The organism is Stenotrophomonas sp. SORGH_AS_0282 (genome assembly GCF_030818125.1).
Taxonomy (GTDB): domain Bacteria; phylum Pseudomonadota; class Gammaproteobacteria; order Xanthomonadales; family Xanthomonadaceae; genus Stenotrophomonas; species Stenotrophomonas rhizophila_A.
This window is the reverse complement of the sequence record NZ_JAUTAB010000001.1, coordinates 954734-976482: the sequence shown is the minus strand read 5'-3', so window position 1 is coordinate 976482 and position 21749 is coordinate 954734. Positions and strand designations below refer to the sequence as shown.

The window sequence follows — 21749 nt, the reverse complement described above, 5'->3', positions numbered from 1 at the left end:
TAGCCAAGCACGGCGCCGCATTGGCGGTACCGGGTGGCAATTGAAGTGTTGAACCCGGCTCCCCGCCGGGCGATGTTGCTTCTGGATGGTACCAGCTGATCGCCGACCGCGACGCACCCGGCTACTGCGGCGTGCGACTGGGACCTTAGTCCTTGGTGACGCGATTGATCTCGGCGAGGCTGGTAGTGCCGGCGGCGGCCTTGACCAGCGCGGACTGCCGCAGATCGTTGATGCCGGCCCGCTGCGCGGCCTCGGCAATCTGGATGGCGTTGCCACCGGCCAGCACGATGACCGAAATCTCCTCACTCATCGGCATGACTTGGTAGATGCCCGTGCGCCCCTTATAGCCCTCGGTGCACTCATCACAACCGACCGGCTCATACAAAGTGATGCCGGCATCCAGCTGTGCCTGGGTGAAGCCTTCGGCCAGCAGTGCATTCGGCGGCAGATCTACCGGCCGCTTGCAGTTGCTGCACAATCGACGTGCCAGGCGCTGGGCAATCACCAGCGTGACCGAACTGGTGATGTTGAATGGCGCGATGCCCATGTTCATCAGGCGTGCGATGGTCTGCGGGCCGTCGTTGGTGTGCAGAGTGGAAAGCACCATGTGGCCTGTCTGCGCTGCCTTGACGGCAATTTCAGCCGTTTCCAGATCGCGGATTTCGCCCACCATGATGATATCCGGATCCTGTCGCAGGAACGAGCGGAGCGCGGCGGCGAAGGTCATGCCGCGCTTCACGTTCTGCTGCACCTGGTTCACGCCAGGCAGTCGGATTTCGACCGGATCCTCGGCAGTGGAGATATTGCGGGTTTCGTCGTTGAGGATGCCCAGCGCGGTATACAGCGACACCGTTTTGCCCGAGCCGGTCGGGCCGGTGACCAGCACCATGCCATAAGGCTTGTGGATGGCATCCAGGAACAGCTTCTGTTGCTCAGGCTCGTAGCCGAGCTTGTCGATACCCAGTTTTGCCGCGCTACCATCCAGGATACGCAGCACGACCTTCTCGCCGAACAGGGTCGGCAGGGTGCTGACACGGAAGTCGATCTGCTTGGATTTGGACAGGTTGAGCTTGATGCGCCCATCCTGCGGGACGCGCTTTTCGGCGATATCCAGCTGCGACATGACCTTCAGTCGTGCAGCGATGCGCTGGTTCAGCTTGACCGGCGCCTTGGCTACGTTCTTGAGCAGCCCGTCGATGCGGAACCGCACGCGGTAATCATCTTCGTAGGGCTCGAAGTGGATGTCGGATGCGCCCTTGCGGATGGCATCGACGAGCACCTTGTTGACGAACTTCACCACCGGGGTGTCGTCGCCCTTTGCATCGTGACCGGACTCGGCGTTGCCGCCACCCTCGTCGTCTCCGGCAGATACGTCCAGGTCACCCATGCCGTCGTCGTCGCCTCCGCCCAAGGACCCGCCCAGTGCGTCATGCTTGGACTGCCATTGTTCCAGCGTCCGACGAATCTGGTCTTCGTCAACCAAGATCGGCTCGACCACCAGGTTGGTGTGGAACTTGATCTCATCCAGGGAGTGGGTGGGGTCACTGGTACCCACGAACAGCCTGCCACCTCGCTTGAACAGCGGCAGGACGTGGTGCTTGCGAAGAAGCTCCTCGCTGACGACGCTGATCGCGCTCTGGGCACCGTCGAACACCGAAACGTCCAGCAGCGGCATGCCGAATTCCAGCGCGTTCGCAGCGGCCAGCTGCGCTGCGGTGACCAGTTTCTTCTCGGCGAAGTATTGCGGCAGCGGCTGCTTGGCGGCAGCGGCCTTGGCCATCGCATCGCGTGCGGCGGCCTCTTCCAGCGCACCATCCTGAACCAGGCGACGGGCGATGCCGGTGATGCCGACGAGGTTTGCGGACACTACTGCATTCATAGGGGCGTCACGGCTGATTGCTCCGGGGGACTACAGCTTAACCCAGACAGCGGGCGTTCAATTGCAGTTGCGCGGTCGGTGTCGCTCGTCAATCGCCGGCGCAGCACAGTGCCATTGCCCATCGGGGTCGCGGTTCAAGGTCAGGCTGGTTCCTAGCACCTGTGGGTTGCCTACCACCACGCAGCTGATCTCCGCCGTGCCGTCCGCCGCCAGCGATGCCAGTATGGTCGAGCAGTGGCTACTGGGATTGACAAGACCTACATAGGTGGCAGTGACCAGCGGGGCGTTGCCGGTGGCCAGCGCCGATTCCACGCCCACCTTGCCTGGCGCGATCTCGGCCAGGGCGGCGGTGACCTGGGTCTTGGCCACGTAGTTCTGGTATGCCGGAATGGCAATGGCTGCCAGCACAGCGATGATGGCCACCACGATCATCAGCTCGATGAGCGTAAAGCCTTTGATCTTCTGCATTTCGATGCTCCCCTCTTTGGCCGGAAAGCGAGCAGGTTTCGTGCCAACCCGTTCAAGCCACAAAAAAAAGGCCCCTGCTTTCACAGGGGCCTTTCCAATCAAGCGGTCAGCGGGCTATTAGCCGCACTTGCCCGGCTTGTACTTGGCATCCAAGGTCGAGGTGCAAGCCCAGGTACCAGCCGCAGCGTCGCGGGTCCAGGTGATGGTCTTGTCGTTGAACTTGGTTGCGTTGCCGCCCTTGGCCTTGCAGACGATGGTGGTGGCCTTGTCGCTGGAGACTTCGCAGTACGAGGTCTTGTCGGTGATGCCGATGAAGCCGGCATCGGTGGCGGTCAGCGACGGGGTCTTGCCTTCGTTAATCGCCTGCTCGAAGCCAACCTTGCCCGGAGTGATTTCGGCCAGAGCCGAGGCAGCCTGCGAGCGGACCACGTAGTCCTGGTAAGCCGGGATAGCGATGGCGGCCAGGATCGCGATGATCGCGACGACGATCATCAGTTCGATGAGGGTAAAGCCCTGCTGCTTCTTCATGAGTACATCCCCTAGAGGTGGTTTGAAAAGTGAACACTGGGTCGGGCCTGGCCGGCGGGCCGGCTGAGCAAGGCGATCGCCCGTGCGGGTGGTTGAAAGCAGGTTGCGTGCCAACTTCTCAGCAATGCTCCCCAGCATTCCCCGGCGCAATGATGGCAGCAATCTTCAGGATTGGAACCCCCCTCACGGTATTTTGCGACCCAAACGGCATTGTGACGCGTTGCGTCACCTTCTGACGGTGCCGGTCTCAGACTCCGGTCACGGATTGCCGCCCGGGAGGGATGCCATGACGGCCCGGAACCAGCTACCATTCGGCGCAGAAGCCCGCCTGGGGATGGCGCGGCTGGGGAGCCTGTATGTCTGTGAGCCGTAGTGCCGTCAAGAAAGAGCCCGTGGCGCGTAGCACCATGGAGTTGCAGCCGTTTGTCTGGGAGGGGACCGACAAGCGGGGCATAAAGATGAAGGGCGAGCAGCCCTCCAAGAGCGCCAACCTGCTCAGGGCCGAGCTGCGCCGCCAGGGCATTACGCCCAACGTGGTCAAGCCCAAGCCCAAACCGCTTTTCGGAGCGGCCGGCAAGACTATCAGCGCCAAGGACATTGCCTTCTTCAGCCGCCAGATGGCGACCATGATGAAGTCGGGTGTGCCTATCGTCTCGGCGCTGGAAATCATTGGCAGCGGGCACAAGAACCCGCGCATGAAAAAGATGGTGGACAGCGTCCGCGCCGACATCGAGGGCGGCTCGTCCTTGTACGAGGCGGTCAGCAAGCACCCAGTCCAGTTCGACGAGCTTTACCGCAATCTGGTCAAGGCTGGTGAAGGCGCGGGTGTCTTGGAAACGGTGCTGGATACGGTAGCTACCTATAAGGAAAACATCGAGACCCTTAAGGGCAAGATCAAGAAGGCCCTGTTCTACCCTGCAATGGTGATGGCGGTAGCCATCCTGGTCAGCGGCATTCTGCTCGTCTGGGTGGTTCCGCAGTTCGAAGACGTGTTCAAGAGCTTCGGCGCGGAACTGCCCGCCTTCACCCAGATGATCGTCAATCTGTCCCGGTTCATGGTGGCTTGGTGGTGGCTCATGCTGCTTGTTGCAGGTGGCGCTATCGGTGGCTTCATTTTTGCCTACAAGCGTTCTCCCTCCATGCAACACGCCATGGACCGTACGATCCTGAAGGTGCCGGTGATCGGCCAGATCATGCACAACAGCTCCATTGCCCGGTTCGCCCGCACGACGGCGGTGACCTTCCGGGCCGGCGTACCGTTGGTTGAAGCCCTGGGTATCGTGGCCGGCGCTACTGGTAACAAGGTGTACGAGGAAGGTGTTCTGCGGATGCGGGATGACGTCTCGGTCGGCTATCCCGTCAATATGGCGATGAAGCAGATCAACCTGTTCCCGCACATGGTCATCCAGATGACCGCCATCGGCGAAGAGGCCGGCGCGCTGGATGCCATGCTGTTCAAGGTGGCCGAGTACTACGAGCAGGAAGTGAACAATGCCGTGGACGCCCTGAGCAGCCTGCTGGAGCCGATGATCATGGTATTCATTGGTACCATTGTCGGCGGCATGGTCATCGGCATGTACCTGCCCATCTTCAAACTGGCTTCGGTGGTCTAACGGCACATGGCATTTCTCGACCAGCATCCCGGCCTCGGCTATCCGGCCGCGGCCGCACTGGGGTTGCTGATTGGCAGCTTCCTCAATGTGGTGATCCTGCGCCTGCCCAAGCGGCTGGAGTGGCAGTGGAAGCGCGACGCCCGCGAGGTGCTCGAGCTTCCGGACATCTACGAGCCACCCCCGCCCGGGATCGTGGTCGAGCCGTCGCACTGCCCGCACTGCAAGCACAAGCTGTCCTGGTACGAGAACATCCCGCTGTTCAGCTGGTTGGTCCTGGGCGGCAAGTGCCGCCACTGCCACGCGCCGATCTCCATCCAGTACCCGCTGGTCGAGCTGTTGACAGGCTTGCTGGTGGTAGCGAGCGTCTGGCAGTTCGGCTTTGGCTGGCAGGGCTTCGGCGCCATCGTGCTGAGCTGCTTCCTGGTGGCCTTGTCCGGCATTGACCTGCGCACCCAGTTGTTGCCGGACCAGCTCACCCTGCCGCTGATGTGGCTGGGGCTGATAGGCAGCATCGACAACCTGTACATGCCGGCCAAGCCTGCCCTGCTGGGCGCGATAGCCGGCTACCTGCTGTTGTGGTCGGTGTGGTGGCTGTTCAAGCAGATCACCGGCAAGGAAGGCATTGGTCACGGCGATTTCAAGCTGCTGGCCGCGCTGGGCGCCTGGTGTGGGTTGAAGGGCATCCTGCCGATCATCCTGCTCTCGTCGGTGCTTGGGGCGATCATCGGTTCGATCTGGCTGTACTCGCGCGGCCGCGACCGGGCCACGCCGATTCCGTTCGGGCCCTACCTGGCCCTGGCGGGCTGGATCGTGTTCATGTGGGGCGAGCCGTTGATCAACGCGTATTTGCGGGTGTCCGGCCTGCGCTGAGGCAGCGATGAGCCAGTTCGTGATTGGATTGACTGGCGGCGTGGCCGCCGGCAAGACCGAGGTAACCCGGCGCTTCGAGGCGCTGGGCATCACTATCGCAGATGCCGACGTGGCCGCCCGTGCCGTGGTGGCGGCTGGAAGCGACGGCTTGGCCCGGATCGTGGCGCACTTTGGTTCCGGAATCCTGCTGGCCGATGGCCAGCTTGACCGCGCTGCGTTGCGCGAGCGGATCTTCAGCTCCGCACAGGAGCGGCAGGCGCTGGAAGCCATTACCCACCCTGCCATTCGGGAACTGCTGCGGCAGACCTGTGAGCAGGCTGGGAGCCCCTATGCGATTGCGGCCATCCCGCTGCTGGCCGAAGCCGGCGGCCGCCAGCAGTACCCGTGGCTGGACCGGATTCTGGTGGTGGATGCGCCGGTGGCGGTACAGCATGCGCGGCTGATGCAGCGCGATGGCACCACGGCCGATCTGGCCGACCGGATGATTGCCGCGCAGGCCAGCCGGGAGGAGCGGCTGGCGCTGGCGGATGACGTGGTGGTCAATGATGGGCACCCGGACCATCTGCAGGCGGAAGTGGAGCGTTTGGACGCCGTGTACAGGCGATTTGCCGCGTAGATACACGCCATGAGTGTCGCTACGCCGGAGCGAACGTCAGCGTGGCCACCACGCCCCGGGTTTCGCCTGGCCGCACATTGACCTGCCAGCCATACAGATCGCACAGGCGGCTCACGATCGACAAGCCGATACCGCCGCCCTGCGAGTGGCCGGCGTGGGTGCCTCTATAGCCGCGCTGGAACAGCTTGGCCGCGTCTTCGGCGCTGAGGCCCGGGCCGCTGTCGATCACTTCAACCCGGTTGCCGGTGACCAGCACCCGCACCGAGCCTTCCTGCGAGTACTTCACGGCGTTGCCGATCAGGTTGCCCAGTGCCACCGACAGCGCCGATTCCGGGGCATCGATGACCAGTTCGCGGTCGCCTTCCAGCACCAGCTCCAGCGGCTTGCCGCCGAGCTGGGCGCGGTGCGAATCGAGCAGCTGTTCGGCCACCCGCGCCACGTTGCTGCTGCCCTGCCCGCGCTCGTTGCGCGATAGCAGCAGCAGCGCGCCAATCAGGTCGGTGCATTGCTGTTCGGCACGCTGGATGCGCTGCAGGCGCTGCAGCACCTTGGGGTCCAGGTCCGGCCGGGTCAGCAGCAGCTCGGTGGCACCCCGGATTACGGCCAGCGGGGTGCGCAGCTCGTGGCTGACGTCGGCGTTGAATTCGCGGTCGCGCTGCACCACTTCGGTGAGCCGGGCCGAATAGTCATCCAGTGCCTGCGCCAGCTGCCCCACTTCGTCGTCGGGGAAACGTGGCGCCAACGGCGTGGGGTCACTGGTACCGCCCCGGTAGGCGCGCAGGCGCGCGGCCAGGTCGGATACCGGCTTCATCACCTTCGAGGCGGACCACCAGCCCAGCACCAGCGACAACGCACTGAACACCAGCACCGAGAAGAACAGCGCGCGGTTCAATTGCTCTGCGCCGCGCAGGCTTTCGGTCATGTCGTAGGCAAGGAAGAACCAGGCGTCGGGGGTCTTGCGTACCGCCAGCTTGTAGGAGAAGGGGTTGCCCCGCTCGTCCACGCCGCTCAGGCCGTGGATGCCATCGCGGAATTCGTACCAGTCCGGCTCTTCCTGGCGCAGCGCTTCGAACTTGTCCGGCCCCACGATGCGCGCGCGCATCTGCTGCACGGGAAGGTCGGGGTTGCGCGAAGGATCAGCGAAGTAGCGGCGCGCATACTCGTTGATGTTGCGGTTCATCACATCTTCGACCAGCTGGTTCTCCACGCGCGCGCGGGCCAGGTTGGTGGCGAAGGCAAACAGTGCTGTCAGGCAGAAGCCCAACAGCACGAATGAGACAATGATGCGGCTGCGCAGCCGGCGCCGGTACGGGCCCCGGCGGCGCTCCCCCCTGCCTGTCACCGGATCAGGCTTCCGGGGCGGCGATGCGGTATCCGATGCCATGGCGGGTCTGGATCAACGGCACCTCGAACGGCTTGTCCACCACGGCGCGCAGGCCGTGGATGTGCACGCGCAGCGAATCCGAATCGGGCAGCTCTTCGCCCCACACGCGGGTTTCCAGCTCCTGGCGGGTCACCACGGCCGGGGCCGCTTCCATCAACGCCTGCAGGATTTTCAGCGCGGTGGGGTTGAGCTGCAGCAGCTTGCCCTGGCGGCGAACCTCGAGGGTATCGAGGTTGTATTCCAGGTCGCCGGTTTCCAGCACCCGGGTCTGCACGCCCTTGCCGCGGCGCGACAGGGCGTTCAGACGCACTTCCACTTCCTGCAGCGCAAACGGCTTGATCAGGTAGTCGTCAGCACCGGAGTCGAACCCGGCCAGCTTGTTGTCCAGCGAATCCCGTGCGGTCAGCATGAGCACCGGGGTCTGCTTGCGCGCTTCATTGCGAAGCTTGCGGCAGACCTCGATCCCATCCATGCCCGGCAGATTGAGATCCAGCACGATCGCGTCGAACTCGTGCACGACCGCCAGGTGCAGGCCGGTCACGCCGTCGGCGGCGAAGTCCACGGTGTGGCCGCGGTCTTCGAGGTAGTCGCCCAAGTTGGCGGCGATGTCGCTGTTGTCTTCAATTACAAGAATTCGCATGTGACCTCTAGAAAATGGATTGACCCGTGCGCTGTGCGTTGGTCAGGTTCTTCTGCGCGTCGTCCTTGGCGCGCTGACGCTGGGCAACCGTCATGCACTGGGTAGTGGCGCGGTGGGACCCGGTGGTCTTTTCGCGCACGCAGACCTGGCGGCTATCTTCGCGCGCCTTCGTCAAAATCGTGTTCACAATTTGTTGGTCGTTGAACAGGGCGATCTTGGAGGGTTCGGGAAGGGTGGCCTGATCCGGGTACTGATCGAGCACGCCATGCATACGGCTCAAGGCTTCGCGGACACGGCTGCGGTCTTCCAGGCGCAGTTCGGAATAGGTTTTGCCATCCCCCATTTCTACTTCGATCCGCTGGATCTGCTCGGCCAGCGGCTTGTTTCGCGCAAAAACCTCTTCGTTGGGGGCTGCCTGCGCGGTACCCAGCGCCAGCAGGAGGGCCGCGGTCCCGGCGGCCAGAATCACTCGCTTCATTTCAACCAATCCTTAGTCAACTGAACGGAAAGCCGAATGTAGCCCCCTCGCCTTCACCTCAGCAAGTGAGCGATGGCAGGGGAAGAAAAAGGCCCAGACGGATCCCGCCTGGGCCTGAAGTCATTCCCGATTACCGTTATCTGCTGAGGAGGGCAGAGCTGCGGTTCGTTGAAGCCTACGCCGGGGGCGATTAAACCGGTGTTAAAACCGGCCAGGCGGCTTCAATAAAAATTCATGCCTTTGATTTTGCTGGCTTTTTCGCAGCAGCCACCTGCCCAGCTACGTGTTCGATGATGCGCCCGGCCAAGTCGTCCTGGCTGATCCCCTCGATCCCTTCCAGGCCGGGAGTGGAGTTGACCTCCAGCACCAGCGGGCCCCGGCTGGAGCGGATCAGGTCTACCCCGGCCACCCCCAGCCCCAACGCCCGGGCCGAGCGCACCGCCACCTGCTGCTCGGCCCGGGTGGCCTTGGCCACGCGGGCGCTGCCCCCGGCATGCAGGTTGGAGCGGAAGTCGCCTTCGGGAGCCTGGCGCTGCATGGCAGCGACCACGTGGTCGCCCACCACCAGGCAGCGCAGGTCGGCGCCCTGGGCCTCGCCGATGAACTCCTGCATCAGGAAATTGGCGTACAGCCCGCGCAGGGCCTCGACGATGCCGCGCGAGGCGCTGGCCTTTTCGGTCAGGATCACTCCGCGGCCCTGGGTGCCTTCATTGAGCTTCACCACGTGCGGCGGCGGGCCCAGCATCGAGAGCAGGTCCACGGTGTCATCGGGATTGTCGCCAAACACCGTGACCGGCATGTCGATGCCCTTGGACGCCAGGATCTGGTGCGCGCGCAGCTTGTCGCGGGCACGCAGGATGGCATCGGACGGGTTGGGGGTGACCGCCCCCATCATTTCGAACTGGCGCAGCACGGCGGTGCCGTAGCGGGTCACCGAGGCACCGATGCGCGGAATCACCGCATCCACCCCGGTGATGGGCCGGCCCTTGTAATGCATGGTGAAACCGTCTGCGGCAATGCGCATGTAACAGCGCAACGGGTCGAGCACCCGCACGGTATGCCCGCGCGAACGCGCCGCGTCCACCAGCCGCCGCGTCGAGTAAAGCTTGCTGTTGCGGGAAAGGATGGCCAGTTTCATCGCGGCATGTGCAGGGTGGGGGAAAGCGCGAAGCATAGCGTGCAGCGGGCGCGTGCAGATGACGGCATCGCGACGCCGAGGCACTGCCGCAGAGGCGGCAGGTCGGAGCACGTGTCGGGCACGTGTAGCCGGTCTTCACGATGCTACGCGCATGGCTAACAAGTGGCCCTCTAGCGTGTGTTGGAACGACGCGATGCGATCGCGCAGGCAGCCGGGAGATGCAGGTGGACCAGAAAAGCGCGATGGAGGGCGTCACGGCCCGATGGCCGGACCGGATCTGGGTGGTTCGCCACGGGCAGAGTGCAGGCAACGTGGCGCGTGACCACGCCGAAGCCGAAGGCATCACGCTGATCGAACTGGAGCACCGCGATGCCGATGTGCCCCTCTCTGCGCTGGGGGAACGTCAGTCGGCCGCGTTGGCGGACTGGGTTGCGAAGATGCCCGAAGCAGATCGCCCGAACGTCGTGCTGGTGTCGCCCTATGTTCGGGCACGCCAGACCGCTGAGGCCGTTGCGGCAGTGCTTGGGCATCCCAGCAGCGCGTTGATCGTGGATGAGAGACTGCGCGAAAAAGAATTCGGGGTGCTGGACCGATACACCTCCAGCGGCATCCGCGCGACGTTCCCCGAGTTGGCCGAGCAGCGCAAGCTGGTCGGGAAGTTCTATTTCCGGCCGCCCGGTGGCGAGAGCTGGTGCGACGTCATCCTGCGCCTGCGTGGCGTGATTGGCGACCTGCAGCGCAGCCATGTGGGTGCCAACGTCATGGTCGTGGGCCATCAGGTGATCGTGAACTGCATGCGGTACCTGCTGGAAGGACTGGATGAGCGCGCGATTCTCGATATCGACCGCGAGGGCGATGTGCCCAACTGCGGGGTGACCGAATACCGGGCATCTGACGCCGGTGATGCGCTGGAACTGGTGACCACCAACTTCGTTCCTGCCGAGCTGGCGCAGCAGGGCCGCACCGGCGCGCCGGATACGCCGGCCGGAGCGCGCTGAGATGGACCGGCCTGTGGTTCGTGACCTGACCCCGGCCGCGCTGCAGGCGATGCCCCTGCCGGCGCCGGGTACCAGCAAAGAGGACCGCGGGCGACTGTGCGTCGTGGGCGGTTCCGTGCAGGTTCCCGGCGCGGCGCTGCTGGCTGCGGAGGCGGCGCTGCGCGCGGGGGCGGGCAAGCTGCAGATCGCGACGGTGCGTTCCTGTGCCATGGCCCTGGGGGTGGCGGTTCCCGAAGCGCTGGTGATCGGACTGCCCGAGGACGCCACCGGCGAGATCGCGCCCGGGAGTCCTGCCCTACGGGCCGCCCTGGAGCAGTGCGACGCCGTCCTCGTCGGGCCGGGCATGCGAGCCACCCCGTTCCTGACCCGGTTTACGGCGCGGCTGCATCAGATGAAGGCGACTGTGGTTCTTGACGCGGGTGCGCTCAACGGCGGCGTGTGTGCCGGTGCGGGCGCGCCGTTCATCCTGACCCCTCACGCAGGCGAGATGGCGTTCATGTGTGGCGGGCGCAAAGAAGACGTGGAGCGCAGCCCGCTGGAGCATGCCATCAAGATGGCGAGTGACACCTCCAGCGTGGTGGTGCTCAAGGGACCGCGCACGTTGATCGTCGGGCCTGATGGAGAGGCGTGGATTCACGAGGGCGGTGGTCCCGGCCTCGGCACCTCCGGTTCCGGTGATGCACTTGCCGGGCTGATCACGGGCTTCGCCGCCCGTGGTGCAACGCCGATGGAGGCTGCGTTGTGGGGCGTGTGGACGCATGGCGAGGCCGGTCGCCTGCTTGCCGGGTCGGTCGGCCCATTGGGCTTCCTCGCCCGGGAGATTTCCCTGCAGGTTCCGGGAATCCTGCAACGCTTCAACTGCGCAGACAGTTAGGGCTACCGCGACTTCCCTGTCGGAACGACAAACGCGCGCAGTTCGGCCATCTTCCGGTCCCGAAAGCGCCACACGTCGCTGTAGGTGAACTCCGTTGGCTGGCCATCTTCGCCGTTGGCCATGATGGTGCCGAGCGCTACCACCGTGTCGTCCTCGGCAATGAGGCGATCAACCTTGAACTGCGGTGGAGTGGCGTAGGCGCCCTTCATCCATTGCCGAACCGCCTCTTTGCCTTCCAGCGTGCCCTCGCCCACCGTCGTCCAGCGGATGTCGTCCGTGCAATGGGAAAGGAATCCTTCATGGTCGCCCGCAACGATGGCCTCGTTGGCCTGCAGCAGGATGGACTTGTTGGTACCAGGCATGGGAATGCTCCACCGATGGCGCAGGACGCCGACGGGTGGATGGTCACCGCAACCGGGTTAATGCAGTGCAAGAAGATTGATATCGCAGTGTCAGGGCGAGAGCAGCGGCTGCGGTAGAGGTCATGCGGCTGTCGTGCTGGTCGACAGGGTCGGCGTTCGATCGGGATCCGACCCTACGGTGCCCCGTCTCTCTTCTTCTGCCGTGAGGACTCACATTGCGCCTCCCTGAGCAGGTCGCCCACCTGCGACCAGACGTCATACAGATTGCCTGCCTGCGTATCGATGATCGCGTCTCTGGCCGCTTTGCGCGACGACGTGGGCTGCAGCTCGATCACAGAGCAATAGCCCCGAATGAAGGCGCCAAAACGTGTTTTTACAGTCATCACGCCTCTCCAGACCATGGCCCACATGGTGGCCGACTACCACCAGGCGATCGAGAGGTAAATCCGACAGAAGATGCCGCCGACCGAAGGGTCGCAGCCGGAACAACTGAAGATAGCGATGCCAAAACAACGCGTCAGGAAAACAGATCGAAGTGATAGGCCCCTTGAGTCAAGGGGCCGCGCCGACAGGCGCGGGGATCTGGTGGCCTGCCGCCACGCTTCATCGGGTTGCGAAGCAACCGATGGAGCGGGTGAAGGGAATCGAACCCTCGTCAGTAGCTGGGAAGCTCCATAGTTTTTCACTCGATTCAACACCTTAGCTCCACATTTCGCTCCGCAATCGCACCAACGTAGGGCTGACATTGCCGACAGATTCACTGGCCTTATTTCGATTGCGGAGCGCAAAACAATTGCCGTTTGGGGGATGTGCCAGAATCGCCTCGCGACCACGTATGGATACGGCAATGCCTGACTTGGATACCCTCCAGAGGAACTGGCCACTGATTGCACAGCACCCTTGGGAGTTCTTGTGGGCGTTCTTGGCCGGCGTGACCATAGGCGTTCTGCTGAACAAGGGCTGGGCGGCGCTGACTTCTGCCAAGCCGAAGCGGGTCGAAGCTCCGCCGGTCCCGAAGCCCAAAAGGCCCGTCCTCGCACCACCACCCCTCGAGCCGTCCTCGCTCCAGATTGATTGCATCCGGGCGCTCCGCTACTACGATGACGAGTGGGTCACCCCCGATATGATCGTTGCACGATTGCCCCCGGGCACGCCGAGGTCAGATGTTCGGCACGCGATGGAGGAACTGGTCAAGATGGGCTGGGCCGGAGACCGGCACTACGCCTACGGCGGTGTGGACTACCGGCTCGAGGGGCCTGGGCTACTCTTCGCCCAGGCACAGGGCTTCCCAGTCGGCCCTCCACTTGGTTATTGACCCCTAACATGTCAAGGTCGCGGAAGTTCAACAAAAACAACGAATAAGCCGATCATCCACGGTCACCTTCGGTCCTCAAAAATCAGAGCGTTAGCTGGGCCGCAGGGTCAGTTTGGGGTAACCCCTTAGGAGCGGAACGCGCTACCCGCAGCCGGTCAATTTCGGCGCGCAGGCAGTCTTCATGTCGTTCGGCCCATAGCTCGGCACCCTTCAATCCCTTCTTATAGCCGGAGCAGTCCTTCTTTAATCGTGCCTTCCAATCTCGCTGGTTGTTCAGGCTGACCCACCAAGTGCCGTCGTACACCAGCTGGGTAGCCTCAGCACCTCGGTGTTGTCGAGCAACAGGGCATTCGGGCCGTCCTGTGGGCAGCGCCTACGGAATGTAGCGGAAGTCAGGTGGGAGCAAGTCAACATAGTACGACTCCCTGTCCCAGCTGCTGAGATTACACATTTTCACACGAATTTGACGCGCAGGCAGCGTGACGGCGATGATCAAGGCTCGCGGGTCGCGTCAACTTGCCGAATGCGCTTGGAGCAGCACCTCGACCCCAACAATTTCAAGGAGTTAAGCCTGTGAACCTACCAGTTGAACAGCGCCCCCAGCAGATGGAATTGCTGCCTGTTAAAGAAGTCGAGATTGACGGCATTCAAATGGGTGTGCTCAGTGATGGCACGCCCTATCTGACCGCTCGAGGCTTGGCAGTGATGTGCGGAATCGACAACTCCGTGCTGATTCGAATGGCGAACAACTGGCAAGAAGAACGGCATAAACCCCGCGGCAGGAAGATCTCGGCGCTTCTCGCCAATCAAGGATACATGGGTGATTCGCTCTATCTCCGGACCCGATCAAAGGGGGTCGAGACCCACGCTTACCCTGATTCCGTGTGCATGGCGATCCTGGAGTACTACGCGTTTGAGGCGGAGCAAAGCGACAGCGGGGATGCAATCCGCAACTACCGGTTGCTCGCCCGTTCGTCGATTCGAACGTTCATCTACAATCGCTGCGGCTACGATCCTTCGAATGCTATTCCAGCGCCCTGGAAAAACTACCACGAGCGTATTTTGCTCAATGATCAAGTGCCGATCGGATTCTTCTCGGTCTTTCGCGAGATCGCGGACGTCGTGGTTCACATGATTCAAGCGTCGTGCCCGATCGATGAGCACACCGTTCCGGACCTCAGCGTTGGCATTGCGTGGTCGAAGCATTGGGTAGCTACCGGAGGGGACGGCAACTTTGGCCCGAGGCAGAAGCACCCGCACTTCTTCCCTGAATGGTTTCCGCAGGCAGCTGTCAATCCCGTGGAAGCCTGGATCTATCCGGTCGATGCACTCGGCGTTTTCCGAGTTTGGCTTTACGAGAACTATTTGCCGTCTTCATTCCCAAAGTACATACAAGGGAAGGTTCGAAGCGGTACATTTCTCGCATCAGGCGCTGAGTTGCTGCTCGGTGCTGTGAAGCGAGAAGCCCTACCCGCGCCGCGCAAGCAATAGCTCAGCTTTAAACTGGAGTTCTCATGGAAGAGGAAATCAAGCTCGCGCATTTGAGATGGGTGTTGGAACGGCAGCTGCACTGGATAGGCGCAGCGGACGTAAAGGCTGGGGGCCTGATCGGCGCATACATGGCGCTCGCCGCCATAGCCGCAACTCTACTAGACTCGGCGAGCTCCCCGCCCCAATCGAAGATCCTATTCTTGATTGCAGGGGCAGCCATGCTACCCGCCTTTGGGTTTGCAATGGCCGTATTCTTCCCTCGGGACTCCGCCAAGAGGTCATCGCTGATTTTCTTTGGTGAAATCGCTGCACTTGAGTTCGATCAGTACAGGGACCGTGGAAAGGCCGCCAATACTGATCAAATCAAGGATGACCTACTTAGCCAAATCCACATTAACGCGCTGATCGCCCGCAGCAAACACAAGTTCGCGAGAATCTCGATCGTCTGGGGTACGGTCGCATTATCGGTCTGGGTCGGGGGAGTCGCTACTTTTTCGAGGGCAACATGACGTTAAGAAGCGACCTTCAAACGAGGGTCAATGACATAGCATCATCACCATGGAACGTGGCACAAGGGCGCGTGGTTCCGGAGCTGCAAGCGCTACCGCATGCAAATAGCGGCAAGACGTTGTCAGCTTGCCTCCTATACGCGGATCTTAGCGACTCCACCGGTCTTGTATCGCGGCTCTCCGCAACTCGCGCTGCAGAGTACTACAAGGCATTTTTGCACTGCGCATCACGATTAATAACAATTGAGGGCGGAGTAATTGAGGCCTATGACGGCGATAGAGTTCTGGGTGTTTACTTGGGCGCGAGCAAGGAAGAGCACGCTGTCAATACGGCATTCCGCTTGACGCGGGCTATGGCCACTATTGTCAACCCCACTTTCGAACGAATTTACCGGACTGCTCATGAGCCTTTGAAATTCACAGTTGGCATCGATACGGGGGAAGTGATGGTTTGCAAAGCAGGCGTACGTGGCGACTCGGATTTGATCTGGGTTGGAACAGCGGCAAACTACGCTGCCAAGCTCAACAGTTTCGCAGGCTTGGACCACGACTATCCCGTGCGAGCGTCCAGAGCCGTCGTCGAGAGCTTGCCCGTTGGATTAAGAACTCAGATGGACGGAGGAGCGGCTTGGCATGGGCCCTATAACGACACCGGGATAGTTCACTATCGCTCGGCAACCTGGCTGGAAGTGTAGGTAGAGTGCTCACATTGCTCACCGCGCTTTCCACGAACTTGTCAGATCTGGACGGGTGAGTGGGTGGGGGTTGCGTTTTGGGTCCCGTCGTAGACCGCATCCCTCACCGCCTTGATCATCGCCATCAACTTCCAGCCCTGCTCCTCGCTTTCCTCACCCGTCACCGGGTGGGTGGTGATGTCCGTCCTCAACAGCAGGTCGCAGATCGTGGCCGGCAGTACTCCAAGGAACCTTTTTTCCTATATGACCGGCCAGCGAGTCGGCGACGTGTGGCCTATGGACGTTCGAAGTATCACAGCGCGCGGGCTGGTGATTCGGCAATCCAAGACTGAGAAAGAGGTGACGATGGAAGTGACCGGGGAGTTGGCGGCGCTGTTGGAGCGTATCGCTGCGCGGATGCAGGCGAAGTTGCCCAATGGCCGGGGGAAGCCCTACAGCACGCGCCTGATCGTAGACAAGAGCGGGCTCGCGCTTGGGCGCGCCGCGCTGCGCTACCGCTTTGACAAGGCCAGGAAGGCGGCGGGCGTGGCCAGTGCTGACTTCCAGTTCCGCGATTTGCGGGCCAAAGCCGGCACGGATGAGACCGATTCTGCGCAGGACATTTGCCAAGCGCAGGCACAACTTGGGCATTCGTCGGTCACGACGACGGAAATCTAAGTGATGAAAAAGAGGGGTTCGAAGGCAACTCCAACGCGATAGCAGAACCGTCGAGTCGAGACACAAATTTGTTGTGAGAGAACCCTTCTGGCCATTAGAAGCGGCCCATCATCCGACGGTAGATGGCGTAGTCCAAGCCCTCGTCGGGGACGTCCAACACGGCTCCCGCAGCTCCGGTTACAGCGACGACAGGCTTGTTGTCGAAGTGCAAAAACGAGGAGAAAGTACTTTGAAGATCGCGGGGATCCATTTCGATAACATCGTCGATCAAGTAGGAATAAAACTGCGTGATGCAATAGAGCACCCGCTTCGAGGCTTCAGCGCCCCAAAATTGGGATTGCCTCGGGATGTTCAGCTCCTTGCGAAAGTGGGAGGCCATCTTAAGGGGCATTAGCCACTCTGCGCCGCCATCTTTAGGCATTCCGATCTCCGCTTCCATGGTGATCACTTTCGGATGGACATAGTCGTTGCGGGCAGAGATCAGCTCCTTCACCCATTTCACCTCGACGCGACTCCTGTCCAGCCGCTTACCCAGAAACTGAAGACAAACGTCAATTTTCGAAAGAGGCGAGAGCCTTTCCAGGTCCTCCCGCAAAGCTGCAGTGACTTTACTGGCCCACAAAAGATTGTTCGCAGCGCATTCTATTGTGAGGGTAGATAGCAAGATCGACTGACGCGCACAGCGCAGCGACTGCTCAGCCGACTCTGAATCGCGAGCTGACCTATAAAAGCTGACCGCATCTCCTACCAATTCCAAAAAGGCTGTTTGACGCATCGATGCGGGCAAGAAAATATCAGCTTCAGTCATTACCGCCTCCCCTGCGGATATCCGATAGTCGCCATGCTAAACCCGACAGCGGACGCGAGCCACTCCCGAAGCCGCCGCGCGACGCTCGAGGTAACCTCTGGTTGCGGCTTAGCGGTAAACGTCAGGAGGCCTAAGCCGAACCGCCGTTTGGTCCTCGCAACACGCGGAGAGGCCAAACGGAAACGGCCGCTACCGACCAAGACGTTCGTAAGGCGCAGGTACGTCGAGGCCAATGGAGGGTGACGACTACGCCGAGCTGCGTGATGGCAGGGCGGCTCGAACTTGACTTCAACGCGATGAATTGCGGAGCAGGTTTTAGATTGCGGAGCGGGCGAAGACACCCAAACGCTTGGGAGACATGGAGCGGGTGAAGGGAATCGAACCCTCGTCAGTAGCTTGGGAAGCTACAGCTCTACCATTGAGCTACACCCGCTTGGTGCAGGGGAAGTTTAGTTGCCCGGGGGGTTAAAAGGCAACGGGCGGTTTGCGGCCGCCCGTTGCTTTCGGCACGACCAACGGTCGTGCCCTACCGGGTGGGTGCACGGCGAATTGACCGTGCACCGCCGGCTTCCGGCTTAGAAGCTGCCGCTGACCGTGGCGAACAGGCTGATGTCGCGTGCCCGCTTCTGTGCCGCAGTGGTGCTCATGCCGACATTGCTGTTCAGGCCGAACATGCTCATGCGCGCACCCAGCACGGCGGTGGCGTAGTTCTTGTCGAACTCCAGGCCCGGCACCTTGTACATGCCCACGTCCGGCATGGTCTGCAGCCAGGCGCTGGCCTGCTTGCCGTCTTCGAACTCGTGGTCGTAGGTGACCTGCACGTACGGCTTGACGCTGCCGCCGTCGAAGCGGGCCTGCCAGCCCACGCGGCCCACGGTGGAGTCGGTGTCCTGGTTGCCGTAGCCCAGCGCGGTGGCGCTCGGGTTGGATTCCACGTAGCCATCCAGCTTGACCTGCTGCCAGATCACCGCAGCCACCGGGCCGTGGCGGAAGCCACCTTCGGTGCCGAATTCGTAACCGGCGTTCAGCGCGGCGGTGAGGTTGCTGCCTTCCGGCGAACCGGTGTGGGTGCGCTCGGCCGGGCCCAGCTGCACGCGGCGGGTCACGTCATAGTCCAGCCAGCTGTAGCTGATCTGGCCGGTGACCCAGGTCTTCTCGCCGTACCAACCCGCGAACAGGCCCAGGGTAGTGTCGGACTGGGTGAAATCACCCTTGCTGTTGCCGAAGTCGGCATCCATGCGGCCATAGCCGGCGAAGCCGCCGACGACCATGCCGTCGTGGGCCCAGTCGATACCAAACAGACCGGCCGGGGCCAGGCCGTCGTACAGGTCAGCGTGGTCGTAGCGCTGCATGTCGCCGCGCAGGCCACCCCACCAGCTCAGGCCATCGGCCGGACGGCCGTCGAGGTGCCCGCTGACCTGGTCGGCGCGCGCACGGCCCACGGTCTGCGCCGAGTGGGTCAGGATCTGCTGGTTGCGCGGGGCTTCCAGGATCGACAGGGTGTACTCACCCAGCATCTGGTGGGTGGCGGTGGTGGGGTGCACGCCGTCGGCGAACACGTAGTTGTTGGCCGCGTTCGGGTTGGCGTAGGCGGTCGGGTTGCAGGTCAGCGACGAGGCGGTGGTGCAGGCCGGGCTGGTGACGTTGATGAAGCCGTAGGTGGCCGGGCTGGCGACGATTTCCTGCAGGATGTGGAAGGTATCCACCGGGATGACCTGCAGGCCGGCAGCCTTCAGGCCACCGAACAGCGCATCGTTGTAGGCCTTGGCCAGCGCGGTGCCCTGCGCCATGCCCACCGCGCCGCCGGCGCGTGCGGCCGGGGTCAGGCCGATGTCGGGCAGGGTCGGCACGACGATGTACTGCGCGCCGGCGCCCTTGAGGGTACCCACGATGCCGACCTGGTCGGTCACGGCCGCGCCGAGGGTGGCCTGCAGCGGTGCGCCGGCCTGGATGGCGAACAGGTCGTTGGCGCCGCCCCACACGGTGTACAGGGCGTTGGCGTCGGCCTTGCCGCCGTTCGCGGCCAGGTACTGCGCGGTCTGGGTCTTGAGCGAGTAGACCGGAATGGCCGGGGTGCCCGGGGCCAGGGTCTGGGTGCTGTCCACGCCGACGCGGGCGCCGCCGATGGCGTAGTTGTCGCCATTCTGGCCGTTGCCGTGCGCAGTGGCGTTGGTGCCGTAGTAGTCGGCCACGTACTGCGCCCATACCCAACCCGGGTTGGTGGTGAACTGGCCGGTGACCGGCTGCACGGAGGCCGGCAGCAGCGGGCGGAAGTAGCCCTGGTCGGTCAGGCTGTCGCCGATGAAGATGGTCTTCGAATAGGGCGACTGCGCCATCGCCGGCACGGCGGCCAGGGCGATGGCCACGGCCATCAGGGAACGCAGGGGACGCTTGCTGAGCAGCATGGAAAAAACTCCTTTTTGGGTGATGACGGCCGACGTACGGCGGCGCACGGTGCCATGGTTCCACTGCACCCCGGCGACATCACGCTGCGCTGCGGCATGGCCGGGGCCAGGGGCACGCAGACGTCAGACACCAAGCGCCGGGACGGGCATCGGTGGGGGCGCAAGGGTACGCAGAAGTGACGACTTTGGGGGACAATCGCGCCATGAACTTCGTCAACATCACGCTCAACGGCGAACCCCGCCAGCTTCCGCAAAGTGCCACCGTGCTGGACCTGCTTCAGGCCGAACACCTCACCGAGCGCCGGGTAGCGGTGGAGGTGAATGCCGAAATCGTTACCCGCAGCCTGCACGCGACCCACGTGCTCGAGGACGGCGACGTGGTCGAGATCGTGCACGCGTTGGGCGGCGGGTGACGATCCACGGTCCGCGTGGGCCGGCCAACGGCCGGCGCTACCGGGTCTGTGCGGCAGTGGGCTGTGTGATAATTCGCTTATGACTGCTCATTCTTCCCCCGATTCGCTGGTGATCGCCGGCAAGACCTACGCTTCCCGGCTGCTGACCGGGACCGGCAAGTTCAAGGACCTGGACGAAACCCGCATCGCCACCGAGGCGGCCGGGGCCCAGATTGTCACCGTGGCGATCCGCCGCACGAACATCGGGCAGAACCCGGGCGAACCGAACCTGCTGGACGTGCTGCCGCCGGACCGCTACACCATCCTGCCCAACACCGCCGGCTGCTACACCGCCGAAGACGCGGTGCGTACCTGCCGGCTGGCGCGCGAACTGCTCGATGGCCACAACCTGACCAAGCTGGAAGTGCTGGGCGACCAGAAGACGCTGTACCCGGACGTGGTGCAGACCCTCAAGGCCGCCGAAACGCTGGTCAAGGACGGCTTCGAGGTGATGGTCTACACCTCCGATGACCCGATCCTGGCCAAGCGGCTGGAAGAGATCGGCTGCGTGGCGGTGATGCCGCTGGCCGCACCGATCGGCTCGGGGCTGGGCATCCAGAACAGGTACAACCTGCTGGAAATCATCGAAAGCGCCAAGGTGCCGATCATCGTGGATGCCGGCGTGGGCACTGCGTCGGATGCGGCCATTGCGATGGAGCTCGGCTGCGACGGCGTGCTGATGAACACCGCCATCGCCGGCGCACGAAACCCGGTGCTGATGGCCAGCGCGATGCGCAAGGCGGTTGAAGCCGGGCGCGAGGCGTTCCTGGCCGGGCGCATTCCGCGCAAGCGCTACGCGAGCGCGTCTTCGCCGGTGGACGGGTTGATCGGCTGATGACCAATCCCTTCGACAGCGCGGGCGCCAAGGCGCCGCCCAAACCCTTCACCGTCACCGAAGGCCGCCGCGAGGTGCGCAGCTTCGTGCTGCGCCAGGGCCGCTTCACCCCCGCCCAGCAGCGCGCGTTCGACGACCGCTGGCCGCGCTTTGGCCTGGACTTCGCCGGCGAGCCGCGCGACCTGGATGCCACCTTCGGCCGCGATGCGCGCAAGGTGCTTGAGATCGGGTTCGGCAACGGCGCCGCGCTGCGCTTTGCCGCGCAGCAGGATCCGAGCCGCGATTACATCGGGCTGGAGGTGCACGCCCCCGGCGTGGGCCGCCTGCTCAACGCACTGGCCGACGACAACGCCGACCACGTGCGCCTGTACCACCACGATGCAGTGGAGGTGCTGGAAAAGGAAATCGCCGATGGCGCGCTGGATGAAGTGCGCATCTATTTCCCGGACCCGTGGCACAAGAAGCGCCACAACAAGCGCCGCCTGATCCAGCCGGCGTTCGCCGAGCTGCTGGTGCGCAAGCTGCGCGTGGGTGGGCGGCTGCACTGCGCCACCGACTGGGAAGACTATGCCGAGCAGATGTGGGAGGTGCTGGACGCCACCCCGGGGCTGGTCAACCGCGCCGGTCCGCGCGGGCAGGTGGAGCGGCCGGAGTGGCGGCCGCAGACGCACTTCGAAACCCGCGGCCAGAAGCTGGGTCACGGGGTGTGGGACCTGTTGTACGACCGTACCTGA

General features: G+C 63.1%; 23 protein-coding genes and 1 tRNA gene. 12 read left to right on the top strand and 12 right to left on the bottom strand.

The window, feature by feature from the left end:
• Window positions 1-145: 145 nt before the first annotated feature.
• The 3 genes from pilB to QE395_RS04245 form a co-directional block, all read right to left on the bottom strand.
• Window positions 146-1879 carry a type IV-A pilus assembly ATPase PilB gene (pilB, locus tag QE395_RS04255; protein ID WP_306987642.1) on the bottom strand — a complete coding sequence of 578 codons (1734 nt, stop codon included), beginning with the start codon at window positions 1877-1879 and terminating at the stop codon, window positions 146-148.
• A gap of 57 nt (window positions 1880-1936) precedes the next feature.
• Complete coding sequence (locus tag QE395_RS04250; protein WP_306987641.1) at window positions 1937-2347, bottom strand: pilin; 411 nt, start codon at window positions 2345-2347, stop codon at window positions 1937-1939.
• A 117-nt stretch (window positions 2348-2464) separates the two neighbouring features.
• The gene (locus tag QE395_RS04245) at window positions 2465-2875 is read right to left on the bottom strand and encodes a pilin (RefSeq protein ID WP_306987640.1); all 411 of its coding nucleotides are present in this window, start codon (window positions 2873-2875) and stop codon (window positions 2465-2467) included.
• Window positions 2876-3231: 356 nt separating this feature from the next.
• Between QE395_RS04245 and QE395_RS04240 the strand changes: the two genes are divergently transcribed.
• The 3 genes from QE395_RS04240 to coaE are packed head-to-tail and all read left to right on the top strand — an operon-like array spanning window position 3232 to window position 5974.
• Window positions 3232-4488 (top strand): type II secretion system F family protein, encoded by a 1257-nt coding sequence (locus QE395_RS04240; RefSeq protein ID WP_306987639.1) that lies wholly within the window; start codon window positions 3232-3234, stop codon window positions 4486-4488.
• A 6-nt stretch (window positions 4489-4494) separates the two neighbouring features.
• Window positions 4495-5358 (top strand): A24 family peptidase, encoded by an 864-nt coding sequence (locus QE395_RS04235; protein WP_068853817.1) that lies wholly within the window; start codon window positions 4495-4497, stop codon window positions 5356-5358.
• A gap of 7 nt (window positions 5359-5365) precedes the next feature.
• Window positions 5366-5974, top strand: coding sequence for a dephospho-CoA kinase (coaE, locus tag QE395_RS04230; RefSeq protein WP_306987638.1), 609 nt, complete (start codon window positions 5366-5368; stop codon window positions 5972-5974).
• Window positions 5975-5993: 19 nt separating this feature from the next.
• On the opposite strand, the gene QE395_RS04225 is transcribed toward coaE, so the two are convergent.
• From QE395_RS04225 to rimK, 4 genes are all read right to left on the bottom strand, one after another.
• A complete protein-coding gene (locus tag QE395_RS04225) occupies window positions 5994-7358 on the bottom strand; it encodes a HAMP domain-containing sensor histidine kinase (RefSeq protein ID WP_093533703.1) in 1365 nt (454 codons plus the stop codon).
• The gene (locus tag QE395_RS04220) at window positions 7321-7998 is read right to left on the bottom strand and encodes a response regulator transcription factor (protein ID WP_017356179.1); all 678 of its coding nucleotides are present in this window, start codon (window positions 7996-7998) and stop codon (window positions 7321-7323) included. Before QE395_RS04220 ends, QE395_RS04225 begins: the two co-directional genes overlap by 38 nt.
• Window positions 7999-8005: 7 nt before the next feature.
• A complete protein-coding gene (locus QE395_RS04215) occupies window positions 8006-8476 on the bottom strand; it encodes a hypothetical protein (RefSeq protein WP_095363630.1) in 471 nt (156 codons plus the stop codon).
• Between the two features lie 232 nt (window positions 8477-8708).
• The gene (rimK, locus tag QE395_RS04210; protein WP_095363629.1) at window positions 8709-9614 is read right to left on the bottom strand and encodes a 30S ribosomal protein S6--L-glutamate ligase; all 906 of its coding nucleotides are present in this window, start codon (window positions 9612-9614) and stop codon (window positions 8709-8711) included.
• 218 nt (window positions 9615-9832) lie between these two features.
• Here rimK and QE395_RS04205 point away from each other — a divergent pair, with 218 nt between their 5' ends.
• Both QE395_RS04205 and QE395_RS04200 read left to right on the top strand, forming a co-directional pair.
• Entirely contained in the window at window positions 9833-10612 is a 780-nt protein-coding gene (locus QE395_RS04205) for a histidine phosphatase family protein (RefSeq protein WP_306987637.1), read from the top strand.
• 1 nt (window position 10613) lies between these two features.
• Window positions 10614-11486, top strand: a complete 873-nt coding sequence (locus tag QE395_RS04200; protein ID WP_306987636.1) for an NAD(P)H-hydrate dehydratase — start codon at window positions 10614-10616, stop codon at window positions 11484-11486.
• Window positions 11487-11488: 2 nt separating this feature from the next.
• Here QE395_RS04200 and QE395_RS04195 read toward each other — a convergent pair whose 3' ends face one another.
• Both QE395_RS04195 and QE395_RS04190 read right to left on the bottom strand, forming a co-directional pair.
• Window positions 11489-11848: a nuclear transport factor 2 family protein gene (locus tag QE395_RS04195; protein WP_184126692.1), complete on the bottom strand. Its 360-nt coding sequence runs from the start codon at window positions 11846-11848 to the stop codon at window positions 11489-11491.
• A 173-nt stretch (window positions 11849-12021) separates the two neighbouring features.
• Window positions 12022-12231 (bottom strand): hypothetical protein, encoded by a 210-nt coding sequence (locus QE395_RS04190; protein WP_306987635.1) that lies wholly within the window; start codon window positions 12229-12231, stop codon window positions 12022-12024.
• Window positions 12232-12695: 464 nt separating this feature from the next.
• Here QE395_RS04190 and QE395_RS04185 point away from each other — a divergent pair, with 464 nt between their 5' ends.
• The 4 genes from QE395_RS04185 (at window position 12696) to QE395_RS04170 (ending at window position 16515) form a co-directional block, all read left to right on the top strand.
• Complete coding sequence (locus QE395_RS04185) at window positions 12696-13163, top strand: hypothetical protein (protein ID WP_306987634.1); 468 nt, start codon at window positions 12696-12698, stop codon at window positions 13161-13163.
• A gap of 573 nt (window positions 13164-13736) precedes the next feature.
• Window positions 13737-14654 (top strand): hypothetical protein, encoded by a 918-nt coding sequence (locus QE395_RS04180; protein ID WP_306987633.1) that lies wholly within the window; start codon window positions 13737-13739, stop codon window positions 14652-14654.
• 23 nt (window positions 14655-14677) lie between these two features.
• Entirely contained in the window at window positions 14678-15163 is a 486-nt protein-coding gene (locus QE395_RS04175; RefSeq protein ID WP_306987632.1) for a Pycsar system effector family protein, read from the top strand.
• A gap of 806 nt (window positions 15164-15969) precedes the next feature.
• Window positions 15970-16515: a tyrosine-type recombinase/integrase gene (locus QE395_RS04170; protein ID WP_306987631.1), complete on the top strand. Its 546-nt coding sequence runs from the start codon at window positions 15970-15972 to the stop codon at window positions 16513-16515.
• A 94-nt stretch (window positions 16516-16609) separates the two neighbouring features.
• Here the strand turns inward: QE395_RS04170 and QE395_RS04165 are convergent, their stop codons facing one another.
• The 3 genes from QE395_RS04165 to QE395_RS04155 all read right to left on the bottom strand — a co-directional run bounded on the left by QE395_RS04165 (window position 16610) and on the right by QE395_RS04155 (window position 19728).
• Window positions 16610-17323, bottom strand: coding sequence for a hypothetical protein (locus tag QE395_RS04165; protein WP_306987630.1), 714 nt, complete (start codon window positions 17321-17323; stop codon window positions 16610-16612).
• A gap of 359 nt (window positions 17324-17682) precedes the next feature.
• Window positions 17683-17756: transfer RNA gene (locus QE395_RS04160), tRNA-Gly, on the bottom strand.
• A 142-nt stretch (window positions 17757-17898) separates the two neighbouring features.
• Window positions 17899-19728 (bottom strand): autotransporter domain-containing protein, encoded by a 1830-nt coding sequence (locus tag QE395_RS04155; protein ID WP_306987629.1) that lies wholly within the window; start codon window positions 19726-19728, stop codon window positions 17899-17901.
• A gap of 203 nt (window positions 19729-19931) precedes the next feature.
• Between QE395_RS04155 and thiS the strand changes: the two genes are divergently transcribed.
• The 3 genes from thiS to trmB all read left to right on the top strand — a co-directional run bounded on the left by thiS (window position 19932) and on the right by trmB (window position 21749).
• Window positions 19932-20141 (top strand): sulfur carrier protein ThiS, encoded by a 210-nt coding sequence (thiS, locus tag QE395_RS04150; protein ID WP_068853828.1) that lies wholly within the window; start codon window positions 19932-19934, stop codon window positions 20139-20141.
• A 79-nt stretch (window positions 20142-20220) separates the two neighbouring features.
• Window positions 20221-21015, top strand: a complete 795-nt coding sequence (locus QE395_RS04145) for a thiazole synthase (RefSeq protein ID WP_068853829.1) — start codon at window positions 20221-20223, stop codon at window positions 21013-21015.
• On the top strand, window positions 21015-21749 hold the full coding sequence (trmB, locus tag QE395_RS04140; RefSeq protein ID WP_306987628.1) for a tRNA (guanosine(46)-N7)-methyltransferase TrmB: 735 nt from the start codon (window positions 21015-21017) through the stop codon (window positions 21747-21749). The genes QE395_RS04145 and trmB overlap by 1 nt, the downstream gene beginning before the upstream one ends.